The 16,329-nt window shown below is 61.3% G+C and carries 13 protein-coding genes and 1 pseudogene; 7 read left to right on the forward strand and 7 right to left on the reverse strand.

Features of this window, described 5'->3' with window-relative positions; all coding sequences use genetic code 11:
• Positions 1 to 76: 76 nt before the first annotated feature.
• The 6 genes and pseudogenes from H4W29_RS16830 to H4W29_RS16855 form a co-directional block, all read right to left on the reverse strand.
• Positions 77 to 571 carry an EF-hand domain-containing protein gene (locus H4W29_RS16830; RefSeq protein WP_192729919.1) on the reverse strand — a complete coding sequence of 165 codons (495 nt, stop codon included), beginning with the start codon at positions 569 to 571 and terminating at the stop codon, positions 77 to 79.
• 159 nt (positions 572 to 730) lie between these two features.
• Entirely contained in the window at positions 731 to 3,226 is a 2,496-nt protein-coding gene (locus H4W29_RS16835) for an ATP-dependent helicase (RefSeq protein ID WP_192729920.1), read from the reverse strand.
• Positions 3,227 to 3,664: 438 nt separating this feature from the next.
• Positions 3,665 to 4,342 carry a YoaK family protein gene (locus tag H4W29_RS16840; protein ID WP_192729921.1) on the reverse strand — a complete coding sequence of 226 codons (678 nt, stop codon included), beginning with the start codon at positions 4,340 to 4,342 and terminating at the stop codon, positions 3,665 to 3,667.
• Positions 4,343 to 4,369: 27 nt separating this feature from the next.
• Entirely contained in the window at positions 4,370 to 5,251 is an 882-nt protein-coding gene (locus H4W29_RS16845; RefSeq protein ID WP_192729922.1) for a glyoxalase, read from the reverse strand.
• Positions 5,252 to 5,307: 56 nt separating this feature from the next.
• Positions 5,308 to 6,059: pseudogene (locus tag H4W29_RS34780) on the reverse strand (IS5 family transposase).
• Positions 6,060 to 6,133: 74 nt separating this feature from the next.
• Positions 6,134 to 6,955 carry an alpha/beta fold hydrolase gene (locus tag H4W29_RS16855; protein ID WP_192729924.1) on the reverse strand — a complete coding sequence of 274 codons (822 nt, stop codon included), beginning with the start codon at positions 6,953 to 6,955 and terminating at the stop codon, positions 6,134 to 6,136.
• A gap of 645 nt (positions 6,956 to 7,600) precedes the next feature.
• On the opposite strand from H4W29_RS16855, the gene H4W29_RS16860 reads away from it, so the two are divergent.
• The 5 genes from H4W29_RS16860 (at position 7,601) to H4W29_RS16880 (ending at position 14,284) form a co-directional block, all read left to right on the forward strand.
• A complete protein-coding gene (locus H4W29_RS16860) occupies positions 7,601 to 8,083 on the forward strand; it encodes a VOC family protein (RefSeq protein ID WP_192729925.1) in 483 nt (160 codons plus the stop codon).
• Between the two features lie 13 nt (positions 8,084 to 8,096).
• On the forward strand, positions 8,097 to 8,393 hold the full coding sequence (locus H4W29_RS34365; protein ID WP_246517205.1) for a helix-turn-helix domain-containing protein: 297 nt from the start codon (positions 8,097 to 8,099) through the stop codon (positions 8,391 to 8,393).
• 246 nt (positions 8,394 to 8,639) lie between these two features.
• Positions 8,640 to 9,854 (forward strand): efflux RND transporter periplasmic adaptor subunit, encoded by a 1,215-nt coding sequence (locus tag H4W29_RS16870; protein WP_192729926.1) that lies wholly within the window; start codon positions 8,640 to 8,642, stop codon positions 9,852 to 9,854.
• Complete coding sequence (locus H4W29_RS16875; RefSeq protein ID WP_192729927.1) at positions 9,851 to 13,003, forward strand: efflux RND transporter permease subunit; 3,153 nt, start codon at positions 9,851 to 9,853, stop codon at positions 13,001 to 13,003. Before H4W29_RS16870 ends, H4W29_RS16875 begins: the two co-directional genes overlap by 4 nt.
• A gap of 282 nt (positions 13,004 to 13,285) precedes the next feature.
• Positions 13,286 to 14,284: a flagellin N-terminal helical domain-containing protein gene (locus H4W29_RS16880; protein WP_192729928.1), complete on the forward strand. Its 999-nt coding sequence runs from the start codon at positions 13,286 to 13,288 to the stop codon at positions 14,282 to 14,284.
• Between the two features lie 67 nt (positions 14,285 to 14,351).
• Here the strand turns inward: H4W29_RS16880 and H4W29_RS16885 are convergent, their stop codons facing one another.
• The gene (locus H4W29_RS16885) at positions 14,352 to 14,945 is read right to left on the reverse strand and encodes an NADPH-dependent FMN reductase (protein ID WP_192729929.1); all 594 of its coding nucleotides are present in this window, start codon (positions 14,943 to 14,945) and stop codon (positions 14,352 to 14,354) included.
• A 77-nt stretch (positions 14,946 to 15,022) separates the two neighbouring features.
• On the opposite strand from H4W29_RS16885, the gene H4W29_RS16890 reads away from it, so the two are divergent.
• Together H4W29_RS16890 and H4W29_RS16895 are read left to right on the forward strand one after the other, a co-directional pair.
• Positions 15,023 to 15,433, forward strand: coding sequence for a winged helix-turn-helix transcriptional regulator (locus tag H4W29_RS16890; RefSeq protein ID WP_192729930.1), 411 nt, complete (start codon positions 15,023 to 15,025; stop codon positions 15,431 to 15,433).
• A gap of 164 nt (positions 15,434 to 15,597) precedes the next feature.
• Positions 15,598 to 16,263 (forward strand): YiaD family glycine zipper/OmpA-like lipoprotein, encoded by a 666-nt coding sequence (locus tag H4W29_RS16895; protein ID WP_192729931.1) that lies wholly within the window; start codon positions 15,598 to 15,600, stop codon positions 16,261 to 16,263.
• The last annotated feature ends 66 nt before the right edge of the window (positions 16,264 to 16,329 follow it).

Raw genomic sequence — 16,329 nt, forward strand, 5'->3', positions numbered from 1 at the left:
GCGGCGAAGGAGAAGACTGCTGCTGCGTGAAGCGTTTGCCCAATCAGCGAGGCTCCCCCGGCGGAGCCTCATTGCATCAGGCCGTCTGATCGCTGTCGCCGTTTGCAACGGGCGAGTTGCCGTAGGTCGTCTGGTATGCGCGAAGCGCGGTCTGCATGTCTGTCAGGACTTTGGCCATCAGGCCGCCGTCCTGATCGTCACCGCCGGCGGCGGCAATTTTCTGCGGGTCGGCGGAAAGCAGTTCTGATGTGGTCAACTTGCCGTCGCCATTCGCATCCAGGGCAGCGAGCGCACCCTTGGAGTCATCACTGTTGTCATCGGTGCCGGCCTTGCTGTCGTCGTCCGTCTTCTGGAGCGAGAGCATGAGCGCCAGAATATCGGCTGCGATCTTCTGAACGACATCGGAGCCGGACGAATCGTCATCACCGGCGGACGAGGCGTTGGTGGATGAGGACTTTGAAGCGGCGGCAAGCTCGTCCGCAGAGACGACGCCGTCACCGTTCTTGTCGAGAGGATTGAGAGGGGCTTGGTACTGGGTCAGCGTGCTGCCCAGAGCTGAAACACTGGTCACTTGAACCTCCTTTGAAGGTCTTGTGAAGCCTGCCTTTCATGGGCGGGCAATGACCGGGCTAAGCCTGTTCGCGAGTCGGGTCAAAGCGACGTTTTGTCATCTGGAGAAGCGCGTTCGGCTGCACGTGTGATTCCCGACCACACGCCAAAAGGGGAGCGGTCAGACCCGCTCCACAAATCCGTCGAGCACCCGCTTCTGGCCGGCGCGATCGAAATCGATCGTCAGCTTGTTGCCTTCGATGCCGGATATGGAGCCGTTGCCGAATTTGATGTGGAAGACGCGGTCGCCGAGGGCGAAGCGTGAGGGTTCGGTGGCTGTGGATTTCGCCACCAGTTCGCCCTCGATGGTGCGGCCGCGCGGGCCGCTTTCGCCGTAACCGATGCGTTCCACGGCATGGCCGGAGCGGGTGCCCCAGTTGTCGCGGGTGGCGTCGGTCTTGTTGGCCTGGGCGCGTTTCCAGCCCGGCGTCGAATAGGAATTGGCGAAGGGATCGGCCTTGTCGAATCGCGACTGGCCGTAACCGCCGCCGCGGCCATAGCCGCCGTAATTCTGCTCCATTTCGGCCACTTCCACATGGGTTTCCGGCAGTTCGTCCAGGAAACGCGAGGGGATGGTCGATTGCCAGAGGCCGTGGATGCGGCGGTTGGAGACGAACCAGATGTGGCAGCGGTGCTTGGCGCGGGTGATGCCGACATAGGCGAGGCGGCGCTCTTCCTCGAGGCCGGCGCGGCCGGATTCGTCAAGGGAACGCTGATGCGGGAAGAGGCCTTCCTCCCAGCCGGGCAAGAAGACGGTGTCGAATTCCAAGCCCTTGGCCGAATGCAGCGTCATGATGGAGACGGCGTCGAGATTTTCGTTGGTCTCGGCATCCATGACGAGGGAGACGTGTTCGAGGAAGCCGCGCATGGATTCGAAGCTGTCCATGGAGCGGATGAGTTCCTTGAGGTTTTCAAGGCGACCCGGCGCTTCGGCGCTCTTGTCGTTCTTCCACATATCAGTATAGCCGGACTCTTCGAGTATCTGCTCAGCAAGCTCGGTATGTGGTGTGTTTTCAAGCAGTTCCTGCCAGCGGCGGAAAGATTGAATCACGTCGAAAAGGGCCTTGCGCGCCTTCGGCTTCAGTTCGTCCGTCTCGATCATGTCGGCGGCGGCGGCCAGCATCGGGATGTCGCGGGCGCGGGCGTAGTCGTGGAGCGCGCGTACCGTGGTGTCGCCAAGGCCGCGCTTTGGCGTGTTGATGATGCGCTCGAAGGCGAGGTCGTCGGCCGGCTGGGCGACGAGGCGGAAATAGGCCATGGCATCGCGGATTTCGAGGCGTTCGTAGAAGCGCGGGCCGCCGATGACGCGGTAATTCAGGCCGAGGGTGACGAAGCGATCTTCGAATTCACGCATCTGGAAGGAGGCGCGCACCAGGATCGCCATGTCATTGAGCAGGTGTTTCTTGCCATCGGCATCGCCGCGCTGCAGGCGCTCGATTTCCTCGCCGATGGCACGCGCCTCTTCCTCGGAATCCCAGGAAGCGTGGACCTGCACCTTGACGTCGTCAGGATCGGAGCGATCGGTGAAGAGCGTCTTGCCGAGACGGCCTTCATTATGGGTGATGAGATGGGCGGCGGCACCGAGGATATGGGCCGTCGAGCGGTAGTTGCGCTCCAGCTTGATGACCTTGGCGCCCGGAAAATCCTTTTCGAAGCGCAGGATATTATCCACCTCCGCGCCGCGCCAGCCATAGATTGACTGGTCGTCATCGCCGACGCAGCAGACATTCTGCGGCTCGCCCTTGGGCCGCTGGGCGAGGAGCCGCAGCCACATATATTGGGCGGTGTTGGTGTCCTGATACTCGTCGACGAGAATGTAGCGGAACCTCTGGTGATATTCCTTGAGCAGGTCAGGCTGCTTGCGGAAGATCGCGATCGGATGCATCAGCAGGTCGCCGAAATCGCAGGCGTTCAGCGTCGACAGGCGGTTCTGATAGGCGAAATAGAGATCGCGGCCGCGGCCATTGGCAAAAGCGCGCGCGTCTCCTTCAGGAATATCGGCGGGGCCGAGGCCTTTGTTCTTCCAGGTATCGATCATGCCGGCGAACTGCTTGGCCGGCCAGCGCTTGTCATCGAGGCCTTCGGCCTGGATCAGCTGCTTGATGAGGCGGACCACATCATCGGTGTCGAGGATGGTGAAATCGGAGCGCAGGCCGACGAGTTCGGCATGGCGGCGCAACAGTTTCACACCGATCGAGTGGAAGGTGCCGAGCCAGGGCATGCCTTCGACGGCGCCACCGACTAGAAGCGCGATGCGCTCCTTCATCTCGCGGGCGGCCTTGTTGGTGAAGGTCACCGCGAGGATCTGCGAGGGGAAGGCGCGACCGGTCGAGAGGATATGGGCGATGCGGGTGGTGAGCACGCGCGTCTTGCCGGTGCCGGCGCCGGCAAGTACGAGGACCGGGCCTTCGAGCGTCTCGACCGCTTCGCGCTGTTCCGGGTTCAGGCCCGTGAGGTAATCGGGGCGGCCGCCGTCGCGGGCTGCCATGGCGCGGGCGGCAATGCCGCCGCCGGCAGCTGGCGCCCTTGGGGCAGGGGCTGCAGGTGCTTGCGGCTTGCGCGGCGCATCGCCCGGTTCCTCGTCGAAGAAGGGCATATCGTCGAAACTATTGCTCATGGCGCGTAATGTAGTGATTCGGGAAGGAAAGACCAGAAAAGATGTTCTGCTTTCATTCCCAGCGGCTGCGCTATCCTCAGCAGGTTTGGTTGCCCGGTCGGGAAGCCTGCGCAGGAGTTGTGGTCCTCCTGGACCTCAACTATGGTCTCGCGCCAGCCATCGGGAGAGCCATATGCACATCATCGCCATTCTTGCCAATCTGATCCTGCTGATCGCCGTTGTTGCGCTGATCGCGGGGAATGGTTTGCCGGACAGTGGTGAAGGCCTCGGAACCGTGGTCGCCGCCATCGTGTCTCCTGTGTTGAGCACGATCGCCTTGCTACGCCGCAATGGATCGGTTTCCGAACTCATTTCGCTTGAGATTCGGGCGCGCAAGGCGACGCTGCGACAGCGCATTGCCGAGGCTGAGGCAGCGGCATCAGCGGCTAAGGGCTGTTCTCAGGCAGCCTTCGGCCCGGCAAAGGCCAGGCAGACCGACACCAGCGCGAAGAGCGACGGTAGCGCCAGGCACCAGATGCCGACGGTGGCAAAGAGCAGGGCGGCCAGGCCGCAGCCGAGCGCGAAGGCGGCCACAGCAATGGCCATGCGCGACAGGCGGCCTTTCACCGTTTTCGCCTGATCGCCGAGACCGCCATGGGCGATATCGCCGAGATCGATCATGATCTGCGTCGTCGTGCCGGTCATCAGCGTGCTCGGCGGCGATGCGCCGAGATGGATGCGGTGAGCGGCGTTCTGGATCGCCATGGCGATGACGAGCAGCATGCCGGTTGCAATCAGCGGCAGGCCATCCGAGTTGGTGAAGGGCGAAAGCCAGATGGCGCAGACGCCGCCGGCGGTCAGGAACAATAGCTTGATGACGAGCAGGGTGCGCAACCCCCTTTCGTCACCGGCCGGTACCTTGTAGGTGAGGTAGCGCAGCAGGAGGATCGTCAGACAGAAGACGGGCAGCGCCAGAAGCTTGGCGATGATGCCCGACGTGCCGTGGGTCAGCGCTGCACCAAGGGTGACGAAGTTGCCGGTGACATGGGCGGGAAAGAGACCGCCAAGTGCCAGGAAGCCTGATGTATCGACATAACCACCGGTGAGGCTCAGAAGCACGGGCAAAGCTGGGCGCATCGGTCTTTCCCCTGTGTGTATTCGTTGTCAGTGTGCCGCAACGGCGTGGATTTCGGCAATATAGCCGCCCGGAAATTCCACCATGGCTGCGCGGCGCTCGCCGGACTGATAGGGCTCAACGAGGATTTCAGCACCGCTCTTCCTGGCTTTCTGGAGCGTCACGTCAAGATCGGCCGTCTCATAGCCGGTCACCTCGCGGCCGTAGGGGAAGGGCAGATGGCCGTCGGTGACGAGCACGGTCATGCGGCCGAAGACGGATTCGATGCGCAAGCGGTGAAAGGTCTGATCCGGAAGGCCAATCTCGATACCCGGCGCCTTCTCTTCATCAGAAACGACCTTGCCGTGCGAGAAGGCAAGGAAGGCGTGGGTGAAAGCCGCGCCCCGATCAGCCGACACGTAGACCCGGTTTTCCGGGACGGTCGTGAAGGCCGGATAATTTGGCGCGGTCGTGTGCCAGTAAAGCTGCATGTTGATGCCACCAGGCCACTGGATGACGGCGTCGCGGCCGATCGGGTCGGGAAAGGGCGAGACGATGATATCAGCGCCGGCGGCCTTGGCAGCGGCGATGGCCTTGTCGAGATCGGTAACGAGGTAGCCGGTGCGCTCTGCACCGAAGGGATAGGGGATCGGCGTCTTGAAGCCGAAGAGCGAGACGGTGCCGACAGGCGTCTGGAGGAGCTGTGACGTGGTGCTGCTCGCCGTCGGCGTTACCGTTGCCGTCACCTGCCTGCTGCTGGTGCCACCGAAGGTGGCGAGGAAGCTCTTGGCAAAGGCGTCCACGTCACCGGGGGCGACGTAGACGTGGGTCGTGTCATATTGCGCGCCGACGCCGAATTGCGGCGAGGCGGCATAGGCCGGAGTACCGGCCAGGCCGAGAAGGGCAACAAGGGCTAACGATAGACGAAGCATTGCATGATCTCCTTCGGCCCGGCCGGGCGCTCTCATGGATTAGGGTCCAGACTCAATCAAGTCCACCAAATGATGATGGCGGCGATGTAGCAAGTTGCGGCGAAGTTGAGCATGAGCTTGTCATATCGTGTTGCGACACGCCTCCAGTCCTTGAGGCGGCAGAAAGCACGTTCGATGATATTTCTGCGGCGGTAAGCGATGGGGTCGAACGGTTTGATCTGCTTTCGGGTTGGATTGTTGGGAATGACAGGCTCGGTGCCGCGTGCAGTGAGGAAATCGCGCAACGCGTTGCTGTCGTAAGCGGTATCGGCAGCGCAGATGCGGCTTGGCGGCAAGGGGTCGATCAGTGGAATGGCAACGGGGGCGTCGCCGCGCTGTCCAGGCGTTATTCGCAGCGCGATTGGACGGCCGCAACCATCGACAACAGCATGGATTTTTGTCGATCTGCCGCCTCGCGAGCGACCGATTGCTTCGGCATCCGCCCCCCTTTTCCGCCGGCTGCTGATCGGTGCGCTTTTGCGGTGGTGCTGTCGATCATGTGAATGTCCTGATCGGTCGTTTGCACCAGGGCTTCAAACAGCCGCCGCCATATTCCTTTGGCAGACCAGCGATGGAAGCGATTGTAGATGGTTGTCGAAGGCCCGTAGCAAGCTGGACAATCCTGCCACCGGCAGCCGGATCGCAGCACGTGGATGATCCCGCTGATCACCCGGCGGTCATCAGTTCGATGAGCGCCGGGTTGGTTCGTCGGAAGCAGAGGAGCGATCACCGCCCACTGTCGGTCATCAAGCCAGAATTCTCCTGCCATGATCCAAACTCCTGTTATTACCGAAGTGAATCATACACAGATCATTTTATCAATAGTTTGATTGGGTTTCGACCCTAGGCCTTGATGAAGGCGAGAACGTCGGCGTTGAACTTGTCGGCTTCGGTCTGGGCAAGGCCGTGCGGGGCGCCCACATAGACCTTCAGCGTACCGTTCTTCAGGAGCTTGATGCCTTTTTCGGCAGCCGCTTTGATCGGCACGATCTGATCGTCGTCACCGTGGATGAGGAGCGCCGGCACATCGATTTTCTTGAGGTCGTCGCTGTAATCGACCTCGGAGAATTCATGGATGCAATCGTAATGGCCCTTGATGCCGCCGGCCATGCCCATCAGCCAGAAGGTTTCGCGCAGGCCTTCGTTGACCTTGGCGCCATCGCGATTGAAGCCGTAGAAGGGCATGGTCAGATCGCGGTAAAACTGCGAGCGGTCACCGGCTGTGCCCTTGCGGATACCGTCGAAGACTTCGATCGGCGTGCCCTCGGGATTATCTGATGTCTTCAGCATCAGCGGCGGCACGGCCCCGACGAGCACGACCTTGGCTACGCGGCTGGTGCCGTGACGGCCGATATAATGGGCGACTTCGCCACCGCCGGTAGAATGGCCGATCATGACGAGGTTCTTCAGATCGAGCTTCTCGATGAGTTCGGCGAGGTCATCGGCGTACTGGTCCATATTGTTGCCGTTCCACGGCTGGGAGGAGCGACCATGGCCGCGGCGGTCATGGGCGATGACGCGGTAGCCCTGCTGGGCGAAATAGAGCATCTGTACTTCCCAGGCATCGCCCGAGAGCGGCCAGCCATGGGAGAAGAGGATCGGCTGGCCGTTGCCCCAATCCTGATAATAGATCGTCGTTCCATCCTTGGTGGTGATCGTCGGCATCGTCTCTGTCCTATGCTTGGGATTGGGATATATTCGCCTGCTGGCGCAATTTTCTGCACTGTGGTGCGTGACGCGATCAGGAAACATGTTTCGAATGGTCGTGTAAGCGATCCTTTGGTGTAGGTTGCCTATGCTTTTTCCCTGAGATCGAACCAGGCGACGAACAGAAAGCCGTCGACGAGGCCGAGGCATTCTTGCCCGCTCCTTCGGGTCCTCCCCAGACGGCGTATCCCCAGAAGCTGCGCACCGGCAACCAGTCGGGCATGCCCGGTGGGACGTCGTTTTCAACCGGCTGTTCTGCGGTGTCAGGACTTCGAGATATCTGGACATTCAGCGGCCCCCTGGTCGTGGGCCTTGAAACGGGCTGCCGGGCTGTCGCCAAAGAGGCTGACTGGCGTCAGTCGGCATCGCGTCACCGCAAGGGCGAGGCTGCGAATTGACGGCGAACCTCCTTGGCAAACGGCAAATCCGATTGTCGGTTCTGACCCTCTTTGGTGGAAAATTGCTCTTGGCTGCGGAGCTTTGCGGAAGGCCCCGGAGACAGTCAAAATCGTTTTTCGTGAAAAAATTGCGCCGCCCTGTCGGGAGAGGCCAGGCTCCTGCGTCCTAGAGCCATAGTGACCAACAGCTTAAGGAGGACAGTTCATGGTCAAGGTCATTTCCTTTCTCTGGTTTGCCGAACGGGCTCGCGAAGCGGTCGAATTCTATGTCTCGCTTGTTCCCGATTCTTCGATCGGCGATATCACGACAGTGCCTTCGGAAACTCCGAGCGGGCCTCCCGGCAGCGTCGAGATCGTGGAGTTCACGCTCGGCGATCAGAATTTCATCGCCATGCAGGCCGGCCCGTTCGAGCAGTTCAACCACGCTTTCTCGGTGCAGGTCGTGTGCGAAAATCAGGCGGAGCTCGACCGCATCTGGGATGGCTTCCTCGCCAATGGCGGAACGGCCGAACATTGCGGCTGGCTCAGGGATCGCTGGGGTCTTTCCTGGCAGATCGTACCCAAGGCGCTTGCAGAGATGATGAGTGGCACGCGCAAGGGCAATGCCAAGAAGATGACCGAAGCGATGCTGAAGATGGTCAAAATCGACGTCGCTACCCTGGAGCAGGCGTTTCAGGAAGCCGCCTGATCTCGGGGAATCGATGCGAAGACAGCGGACGGCAGCCTCGAAGGAGCTGCCGTTTCTTTTCGACTTCCGCTATGCGGCGGGATCGATTGCGGGCCAGCTCGATCGGGAAGATCAGCCTGCCGGCCGCACGCCGCACCGCCGGCTGCTGGAATATCGGGCAGAGAAAGCGTGGCAGATGCTGCTCGGCACCGCCTCCATTGCCGAGATCGCGGTTGCCTGCGGTTTTGCCGACCAGAGCCATTTGACCCGTATCTTCACCGCACTCCACGGGGTTTCGCCCGGAACACGGCGAAGGGAGAGGCGCATCTGAAGCATGGCGCGGTGCCGAAAGGAAAACGCTGTGGAGTTTGCCGGCATTGCTTCAGCGTCGTTCAAGTAAAAGTGAGCGCACGGGTTATTTTCAAAGTTCGCTGATATTACAAATCGGTAATGACGGGTGGTTGTGCTTGCTGCCGGCCGGGGAAAGGTGCGATATTGTCGCACCAGGTGGGACCTTTTGTCTCGCGCGCCTCTTTCGACAGACCCTGGACAACCTCGAGTCCCTCCGGAGACGTGAATGCCCTTTTGGAAGCAGTTTGTACTTTGCATCGTCGTGATTATGGCCGGCTTTGCCGCGTGGGTTTACTTTGTGCCCAGTGCCGGCCAGACGATGCGGAATGCCGGAATTCCCGACAATATCATTGCCATGATTTCGCCCAAGGCCGACGAAACGGCTGATGCCGGTGCAGGGCAGGCACTAGGTCAGGGTGACCAAAACCAAGGGCAGGGGCAGAGCCGTCGCAATGGCGGCGGTGGCGGCGGACGCAATGCAGCCACGCTCGTCGTCACCCAGGCCGTGGTACAGGGCGTCGTCAACGACCGGCTGAATGCGATCGGCACGGGTGATGCGATCCGCTCCGTTGCGGTCACGCCGCAGGCGACGGGTACGATCCGCGAGATCCTGATCAAATCAGGCGATATGGTGAAGCAGGGGCAGGTTCTCGCCAAGCTCGACAGCGAGGAGCAGGTCATTGCCCAGGGGCAGGCGCAGGTGGCGCTGAACAGCGCGCTCGAGAAATCCAGCCTCTATCACAATATCAAGTCCAGCGTGTCGCGCATGGATGTCTTCGATTCCGAGATCGCCGAGCAGAACGCACGCCTGCAATTGCAGGCCGCCGACCTCAATCTCGCACGCCGCAATATTGTAGCCCCCATCGACGGTATCGTCGGCATCGTACCGGTCAATATCGGCGACAACGTCACGACCTCGACGCCGATCGTAACGCTCGACGATCGCACTGAAATCCTCATCGACTACTGGGTGCCGGAGCGTTTCGCCAATACGGTTTCCGTTGGCCAGGTGGTCGAGGCAACGTCTGTGGCGCGGCCGGGCAAAGTCTTTTCAGGAGTTCTGGAAGCGGTCGACAACCGCATCGACGCGGCAAGCCGCACGCTACGCCTGCGGGGCCGGATCGACAACAGCTCGGACGAGCTGCGCGCTGGCATGTCCTTTTCGGTCAGCATGAAGTTTGCCGGCGACAAATATCCCGCCGTCAATCCGCTCTCCGTGCAATGGGATGCTCAGGGCTCCTTCGTCTGGCAGGTAACGGGCGACAAGTCGCACAAGGTGCGTGTCACGGTCGTGCAGCGCAATCCGGATTATGTGCTTGTTAAGGCTGACTTGAAGGATGGCGATCAGATCGTCACGCAGGGCCTGCAGCGCGTGCGCGAGAACGGCGCCGTGCGCACGGCGACCGATCTCGCCTCCAACGAGAAGGTCGCCTCCCAATGAGCGTGACCGAGATCCACCCCGGCAAGCCGGAATCCGGCAAGGCGACGTTCACCGCGCTCTTCGTGCGCCGGCCGATTCTGGCGCTGGTCTTCAACACGCTGATGGTGGTGGCAGGCCTTGCGGCCTATGTGGGCGTCGAAGTGCGCGAGCTGCCTGATGTCGACCGGCCGGTCGTGACCGTGCGCACGACTTTCGACGGTGCTTCGCCGCAGACGATTGACCAGGAATTGACCAAGGTCATCGAAGGCGCGGTTGCGCGCGTCAGCGGCCTCAAATCCATCTCTTCCAGTTCCCAGTTCGGCCAGAGCCGCGTGACGCTGGAATTTTCCGATTCCATCGATCTGGCGGTTGCCGCCAATGACGTGCGTGACGCCATCGGCCGCATCGCCCAGAACCTGCCCGATGAGGCGGATGCGCCGCAGATCGTCAAGGCGGATTCGGATTCCTCGGCGATCATGCGCCTTGCGGTGACGTCGGATACGCTCAACATGGACGACCTGACGCTGCTCGTCGAGAACGAGGTGGTCGATCGCCTTGCCTCTGTCGATGGTGTTGCCGATGTCGAGGAATATGGCGATCAGGAAAAGGTCTTCCGCGTCGACGTCGATCAAGGCGCGCTTGCAAGCCGAGGGCTGACCATAGGCGATCTCACCAAGGCGCTCGACAATGCCGCGCTCGACGTGCCGGCCGGTTCGCTGAAGAGCCCGATGCAGGATATCGTGGTGCGCGCAACCGCCAGCCTGCAAACGCCCGAGGACTTCCAGAACGTCATCCTGCAGCACAATGTGCGCCTCGGCGATGTTGCGACCGTGACGCTCGGGCCGCGCGACGGCGAGACGGCACTGCGTTCCAACGGAAAGCCGGGCATCGGTCTCGGCATCATCCGTCAGGCACAGTCGAACACGCTCAATATTTCCACCGGCATTCACGCTGCCGTCGACCAGCTTTCGAAGACGCTGCCGAAGGGCACGACGATCGCCATCACCAGCGATGACGCCGTGTTCATTGAGGGTGCGATCCATGAAGTGGTGCTGGCGCTGCTGCTCTCGGCCGTCATCGTCACCGTCGTCATCTATCTCTTCCTGCGTGACTGGCGCGCGACGCTGATCCCCTCCGTTTCAATGCCGGTGGCGCTGATCGGCACGCTGGCGGCGATTTATATGGTCGGTTTCTCCATCAACATCCTGACGCTGCTTGCGATCGTGCTGGCGACTGGTCTCGTGGTCGATGACGCCATCGTCGTGCTCGAAAACATCGTGCGCCGACGCTCGGAGGGCATGGGGCCGCGCGCGGCTGCCGTGCTCGGCACGCGCGAGGTATTCTTTGCCGTCATCGCGACGACGGCGACGCTTGCCGCCGTCTTCATTCCGCTGTCCTTCCTGCCGGGGCAGGTGGGTGGGCTGTTCCGCGAATTCGGCTTCGTGCTTGCCTTCTCGGTCGGCCTGTCGTCGATCGTGGCGCTGACGCTATGCCCGATGCTCGCCTCGCGCATGCTGACCAAGCCGATGATCGAGGATCACGGATTGCTCGGCCGCTTCGGCGAGGCTTTCGCCGGCCTCTACAAATGGGCGCTGCATGCCTGCCTGAACGCGCCCGTCGTCGTCATCGTCTTCTCGCTTATCTTCGGCGGTGCAGCCGTTGTCGCTTTCGGCACGGTCAAGAGCGAACTGACGCCGGAAGAAGACCGCGCCATGGTGATGATGCGGCTGACGACGCCGCAGGGTTCCAGCCTCGAATATACACGCGACAAGCTGCAGCTTGTGGAGGAATATCTGCAGCCGCTCGTCGACAGCGGCGACATCAGGAACGTCTTCTCAATCTCCGGCCAGGGCGGCTCCTCCAACAGCGGCTTCATGGTGCTGACGCTGGCGCCCTGGGGCGAACGCCACCGCACACAGGCTGATATCGTCCGCGATATCAACCAGGCGGCTTTCAAGGTGCCGGCGCTGCGCGGCAATGCCATCTCTTCGAACAGCCTGCGCATCCGCGGCGCCGGCAGCGGGTTGCAGATGGCGCTGATCGGCAATGATCACGAGGCGCTGACGGCGGCGGCCGCCAAGCTGGTGCAGCAGCTCGATGCCAGCGGCCAGTATGATACGCCGCGCCTGACCAACGAACCGTCGCAGGCGCAGGTTTCCGTCGCAATCGACCGCGAACGGGCCTCCGATCTCGGTATCGACATCACCGGGCTTTCGACCGCCATCCAGTCGCTGCTCGAGGGACGCTCGGTCGTCGATGTCTTCGTCGACGGCGAATCCTATCCGGTGCTTCTGACCTCTACGATGCGGCCGATCGACGATCCGACCGATCTCGAAAACGTCTTCCTGAAGACCGGCGATGGCAAGATCGTGCCGATGTCGGTGATCGCCTCGCTAAAGGAAGGCTCGGTTGCGCCACAGCTCAACCGCGAACAGCAGCTTGCCTCCGTGGCGATCACCGCCGGTCTGAAGGGCGGCATGTCGCTCGGCGATGCTGTGAAGAACGTTACCGAGATTGCAACGCCGCTCCTGCCGCCCGGCGCACGCCTGCTGCCGCTTGCCGAAGCCGCGACGCTTGAGGAAAATTCCAGCGGCATGGCGCTGACCTTCGGCTTTGCGATCGTTATCATCTTCCTGGTGCTGGCGGCACAGTTCGAAAGCGTGCTGTCGTCGCTGATCATCATGTCGACGGTGCCGCTCGGCCTTGCCTGCGCCGTCTTTGCGCTCATCATCACCGGCTCCAGCCTCAACATCTACAGCCAGATCGGCCTCGTGCTGCTTGTCGGCGTGATGGCGAAGAACGGCATCCTGATCGTGGAATTCGCCAACCAGCTGCGTGACCGCGGCGAGGATGTGCGCTCGTCCATCGAGAAGGCCTGCGCGCTTCGCCTACGCCCGGTCATGATGACGATGATCGCGACCATTCTTGGGGGCGTTCCCCTGGTCTTCGCGCATGGCGCGGGTGCGGAAGCGCGCGTGGCGCTCGGCTGGGTCATCGTCGGCGGTCTTGGCTTCGCAACGCTGGTGACGCTGTTCATCACGCCGGTCGCCTATCTCCTGATTGCGCGCTTCGCAAAGCCGCATGCCCATGAGGAAGCGCGCCTGCACGAGGAAATGACGCATGCGACGCGTCCGAAGCCGGACCCAGAACAGCTTCAGGCTGCCGAGTAAGAGGGCGAGCAAGCCTTTTTCAATACTTTCGGAAGCGCCTGCCGGATCTCTCCGGCAGGCGTTTTTATGGTGTATGAAGCCTTGTGAAATAAGATAAATTACTTCTGAACTTTAGCCGTTTTTTAAGCATAACCGGCAATGATCGCGATCAGTAACCGGTCGGTCTTCTCAGTTTTTTCGAAGGCCATTGCGCTGATTTTCCAGCGACGGCGGACATGAACGTCCGCGTGAATTCGGTACATCCTGTTCTGTTGCGTACTGTTGTGTTTTGGAGTTCGTACCGTGAGTATTTATCAGCGCACCTCCGTGGATGCGGCGCTTTATGTGCTGCGTGATATTAATCGGAACATGACGGTGACGCAGAACCATGTCACGACAGGTCTGCGCGTCGAAAAATCAAAAGATAATGCCGCCTACTGGTCGGTTGCGACGACGGCGCGCCACGACAACAAGGCTCTTTCCGCCATTCAGGATGCCCTCGGCATGGCGGCGGCCACCATGGGTACTGCGTCCGCGGGCGTCGACAGCGTCGTGGACGTCGTCACCGAGATCAAGGCAAAGCTTGTGGCGGCAACCGAGCAGGGCGTCGACAAGACCAAGATCGGTGAAGAGCTCGAGCAGTTGAAGGCGCAGCTGCGCAGCGTTTCCGAAGGTGCAGGCTTCAACAACGACAACTGGATCATTCTCGACAATACCACGACGCCGACACAGCCGCGCCAGATCCCGGCCTCCTTCATCCGCAATTCGGACGGTACGGTATCGGTCGGCATGCTGAGCTATCATATCGATATCCCGCCGAGCGGCGCGACATCCTCCAAGGATGCACGCTATGTGATCGACGACCGGGCAGGCGGCACCGGCGAATATGGTGTGCTGACTTCCGCCTTCTTCGCAAGCGAACTAGGCACGGCGCAGAATTGGGTGCTGACGAAGAGCAAGAACGGCAATACGACCGGCCAGGTGGAAATCGGGCTGGCGGCCACTACCAGCAAACAGGACCTGAACGACATGATCAGCGTCGTCGATGCCGCACTCGGACAGCTGACGGCCGTCGGCTCGGCTTTCGGCGCCCTGGAAAAGCGCATCAGCTTGCAGGACGAATTCGCCAAGAACCTGTCCGACAACCTCACCTCGGGCATCGGCCGCCTCGTCGATGCTGATATGGAGGCGGAATCGAGCAAGCTCCGGGCATTGCAGACCCAGCAGCAGCTCGGCCTGCAAGCGCTGAACATCGCCAACGCCTCCTACGACAAGGTTCGTCAGCTCTTCCAGAATTTCTAACTTCGGCTTCTGTAATATCGTCCGCGCGGCAAGCCATGCTCGCCGCGCGGTTTTCTTTTGGCAAAGCTCAGGCTTCGGCTGCCTTGGCGGCCATCGTTGCCTTGGCCCACCAGACCAGTTCGTCGAGGGCAGTCTTTGCCGTGGGAAGCAGGCTCGCCTCGATTTCCGAGATCGGCTTGTTGCCGAAATGCGGATGGACAGCCATGAAGTCGCCACCGCCGATATGGACCGCAGCATGGGTCGAAACCATCTGCAGCTCCACGCCGATGCCTCTCAGATGTTCGACGGCGCGTGTGGCGCCCGTGCCGCCATAGCCGATGGCGGTAAACGGCTTGCGGTTCCATTCCTTATAGGCCTGATCGAGCGCGTTCTTGAGGGCTGCCGTGATCGAGTGGTTATATTCGGCGACCACGAAGATATAGCCATCGAAGCGTCCAACAGTTTGCTGCCAGCGAACCGCTTCGGGATTCTGGCTCGGCATCCACAGGTTCGATGCCATTTCGTCGAAGAAGGGGAGTGGATGATCGCGCAGGTCGATCACCTCAACGTCCATGTCATCACGTGCCTGCGCCTGCTTCATTATCCATTGTGCCGGGGTATCGGCGAAACGGGTGGGGCGGGTGGAACCGATAATAATGGCGATGCGGGGCTTAGAATTCAAAGTAACCTCCTGTATGCTGGTTTCTAACGGTAACCAGATTACGGATGGTTCGTGGAACCGCACAAGGAGGCACTTTATTGAAACCAGATAACCAGGAGGAAACCGCCCCTTGTGAGGTTGTTGATGGCTGCCAGCAAGTCCGGGCCTGCGATCACATCAGCCGCATGCTGGCGCGCATCAGCGACAAGTGGAGCCTGCTGGTGGTGCGCGTGCTGGGTCACGGACCGCTGCGTTTCAACGCCTTGCGCCGCGAAGTCGGCGAGATCAGCCAAAAGGTGTTGGCATCGACATTGCGGGAGCTGGAGGAGAACGGCTTCGTTTCCCGAACCGTCACGCCGACCACGCCGCCGCAGGTCGAATATGCGCTGACCGATCTCGGCCGGGAGTTCCTGGGGCCGGTTCGGGGGCTTGCCGAGTGGGTCGTCGCAAACTCGGCGCGAATGGACGAAGCGCGCGCTGCCTATGCCAAACGTCGCGGGCTCGACTGAGGGAAGTCCTGCGGTTTGCCAATAAAGCTGGTGATATCGGTGCGCCGCTGCAACAGGGCCATGTTTCCCATGGGGAATTTGGCTTATCAGATTGGTATCTTCATCTTGTTGCCGCATTCCCTAATATCTGCTCGCACCAGCTTCGAACGGAGAACCTCCTGTCCATGATCAAGAAATTCATCCTTCTGGCCGTTGCGGCGAGTTACCTCTCAGCTTGCACGACGACCGATCCGTATACTGGTGAGCAGAAGGTATCCAATACCGCCGGCGGTGCTGCCCTTGGCGCGCTCGGCGGTGCCCTCGTCGGTGTCGCCGTCGGCGGCGGCGGCCATGGCAAGCGCAATGCGGCGCTGATCGGCGCCGGCCTTGGCGCGCTCGCCGGCGGCGCGATCGGCAATTACATGGACCAGCAGGAAGCCGAGCTTCGTGCCCAGCTCGAAGGCACCGGCATTTCGGTCACCCGCCAGGGCGACAACATCATTCTCAACATGCCGTCGAATATCACCTTCGACGTCGACCAGGATGCAGTGAAAGCGGGCTTCTATCCGACGCTGAATTCGGTGGCGATCGTGCTGCGCAAGTTCAACCGCACGCTGATCGACATCAACGGTCATACGGACTCCACAGGCAGCCTGCAGCATAACCAGGACCTGTCGCAGCGCCGCGCGCTGTCCGTTGCCGATTATCTCGGCAGCCAGGGCATCGACCAGCGCCGCGTTTCGGCCGTCGGCTTCGGCCCGTCGCAGCCGGTCGCTTCCAACGCGACCGAAGCCGGCCGCGCGCAGAACCGCCGCGTCGAAATCCAGATCGCGCCGATCACGCAGGGCTGATCGGTCGCCTTCAGACGACAAAAAGGCCGGGTCATCGCCCGGCCTTTTTCGTTTCCGCCGTTTGCC

It is taken from the genome of Rhizobium viscosum, from assembly GCF_014873945.1.
Lineage (GTDB): Bacteria > Pseudomonadota > Alphaproteobacteria > Rhizobiales > Rhizobiaceae > Rhizobium > Rhizobium viscosum.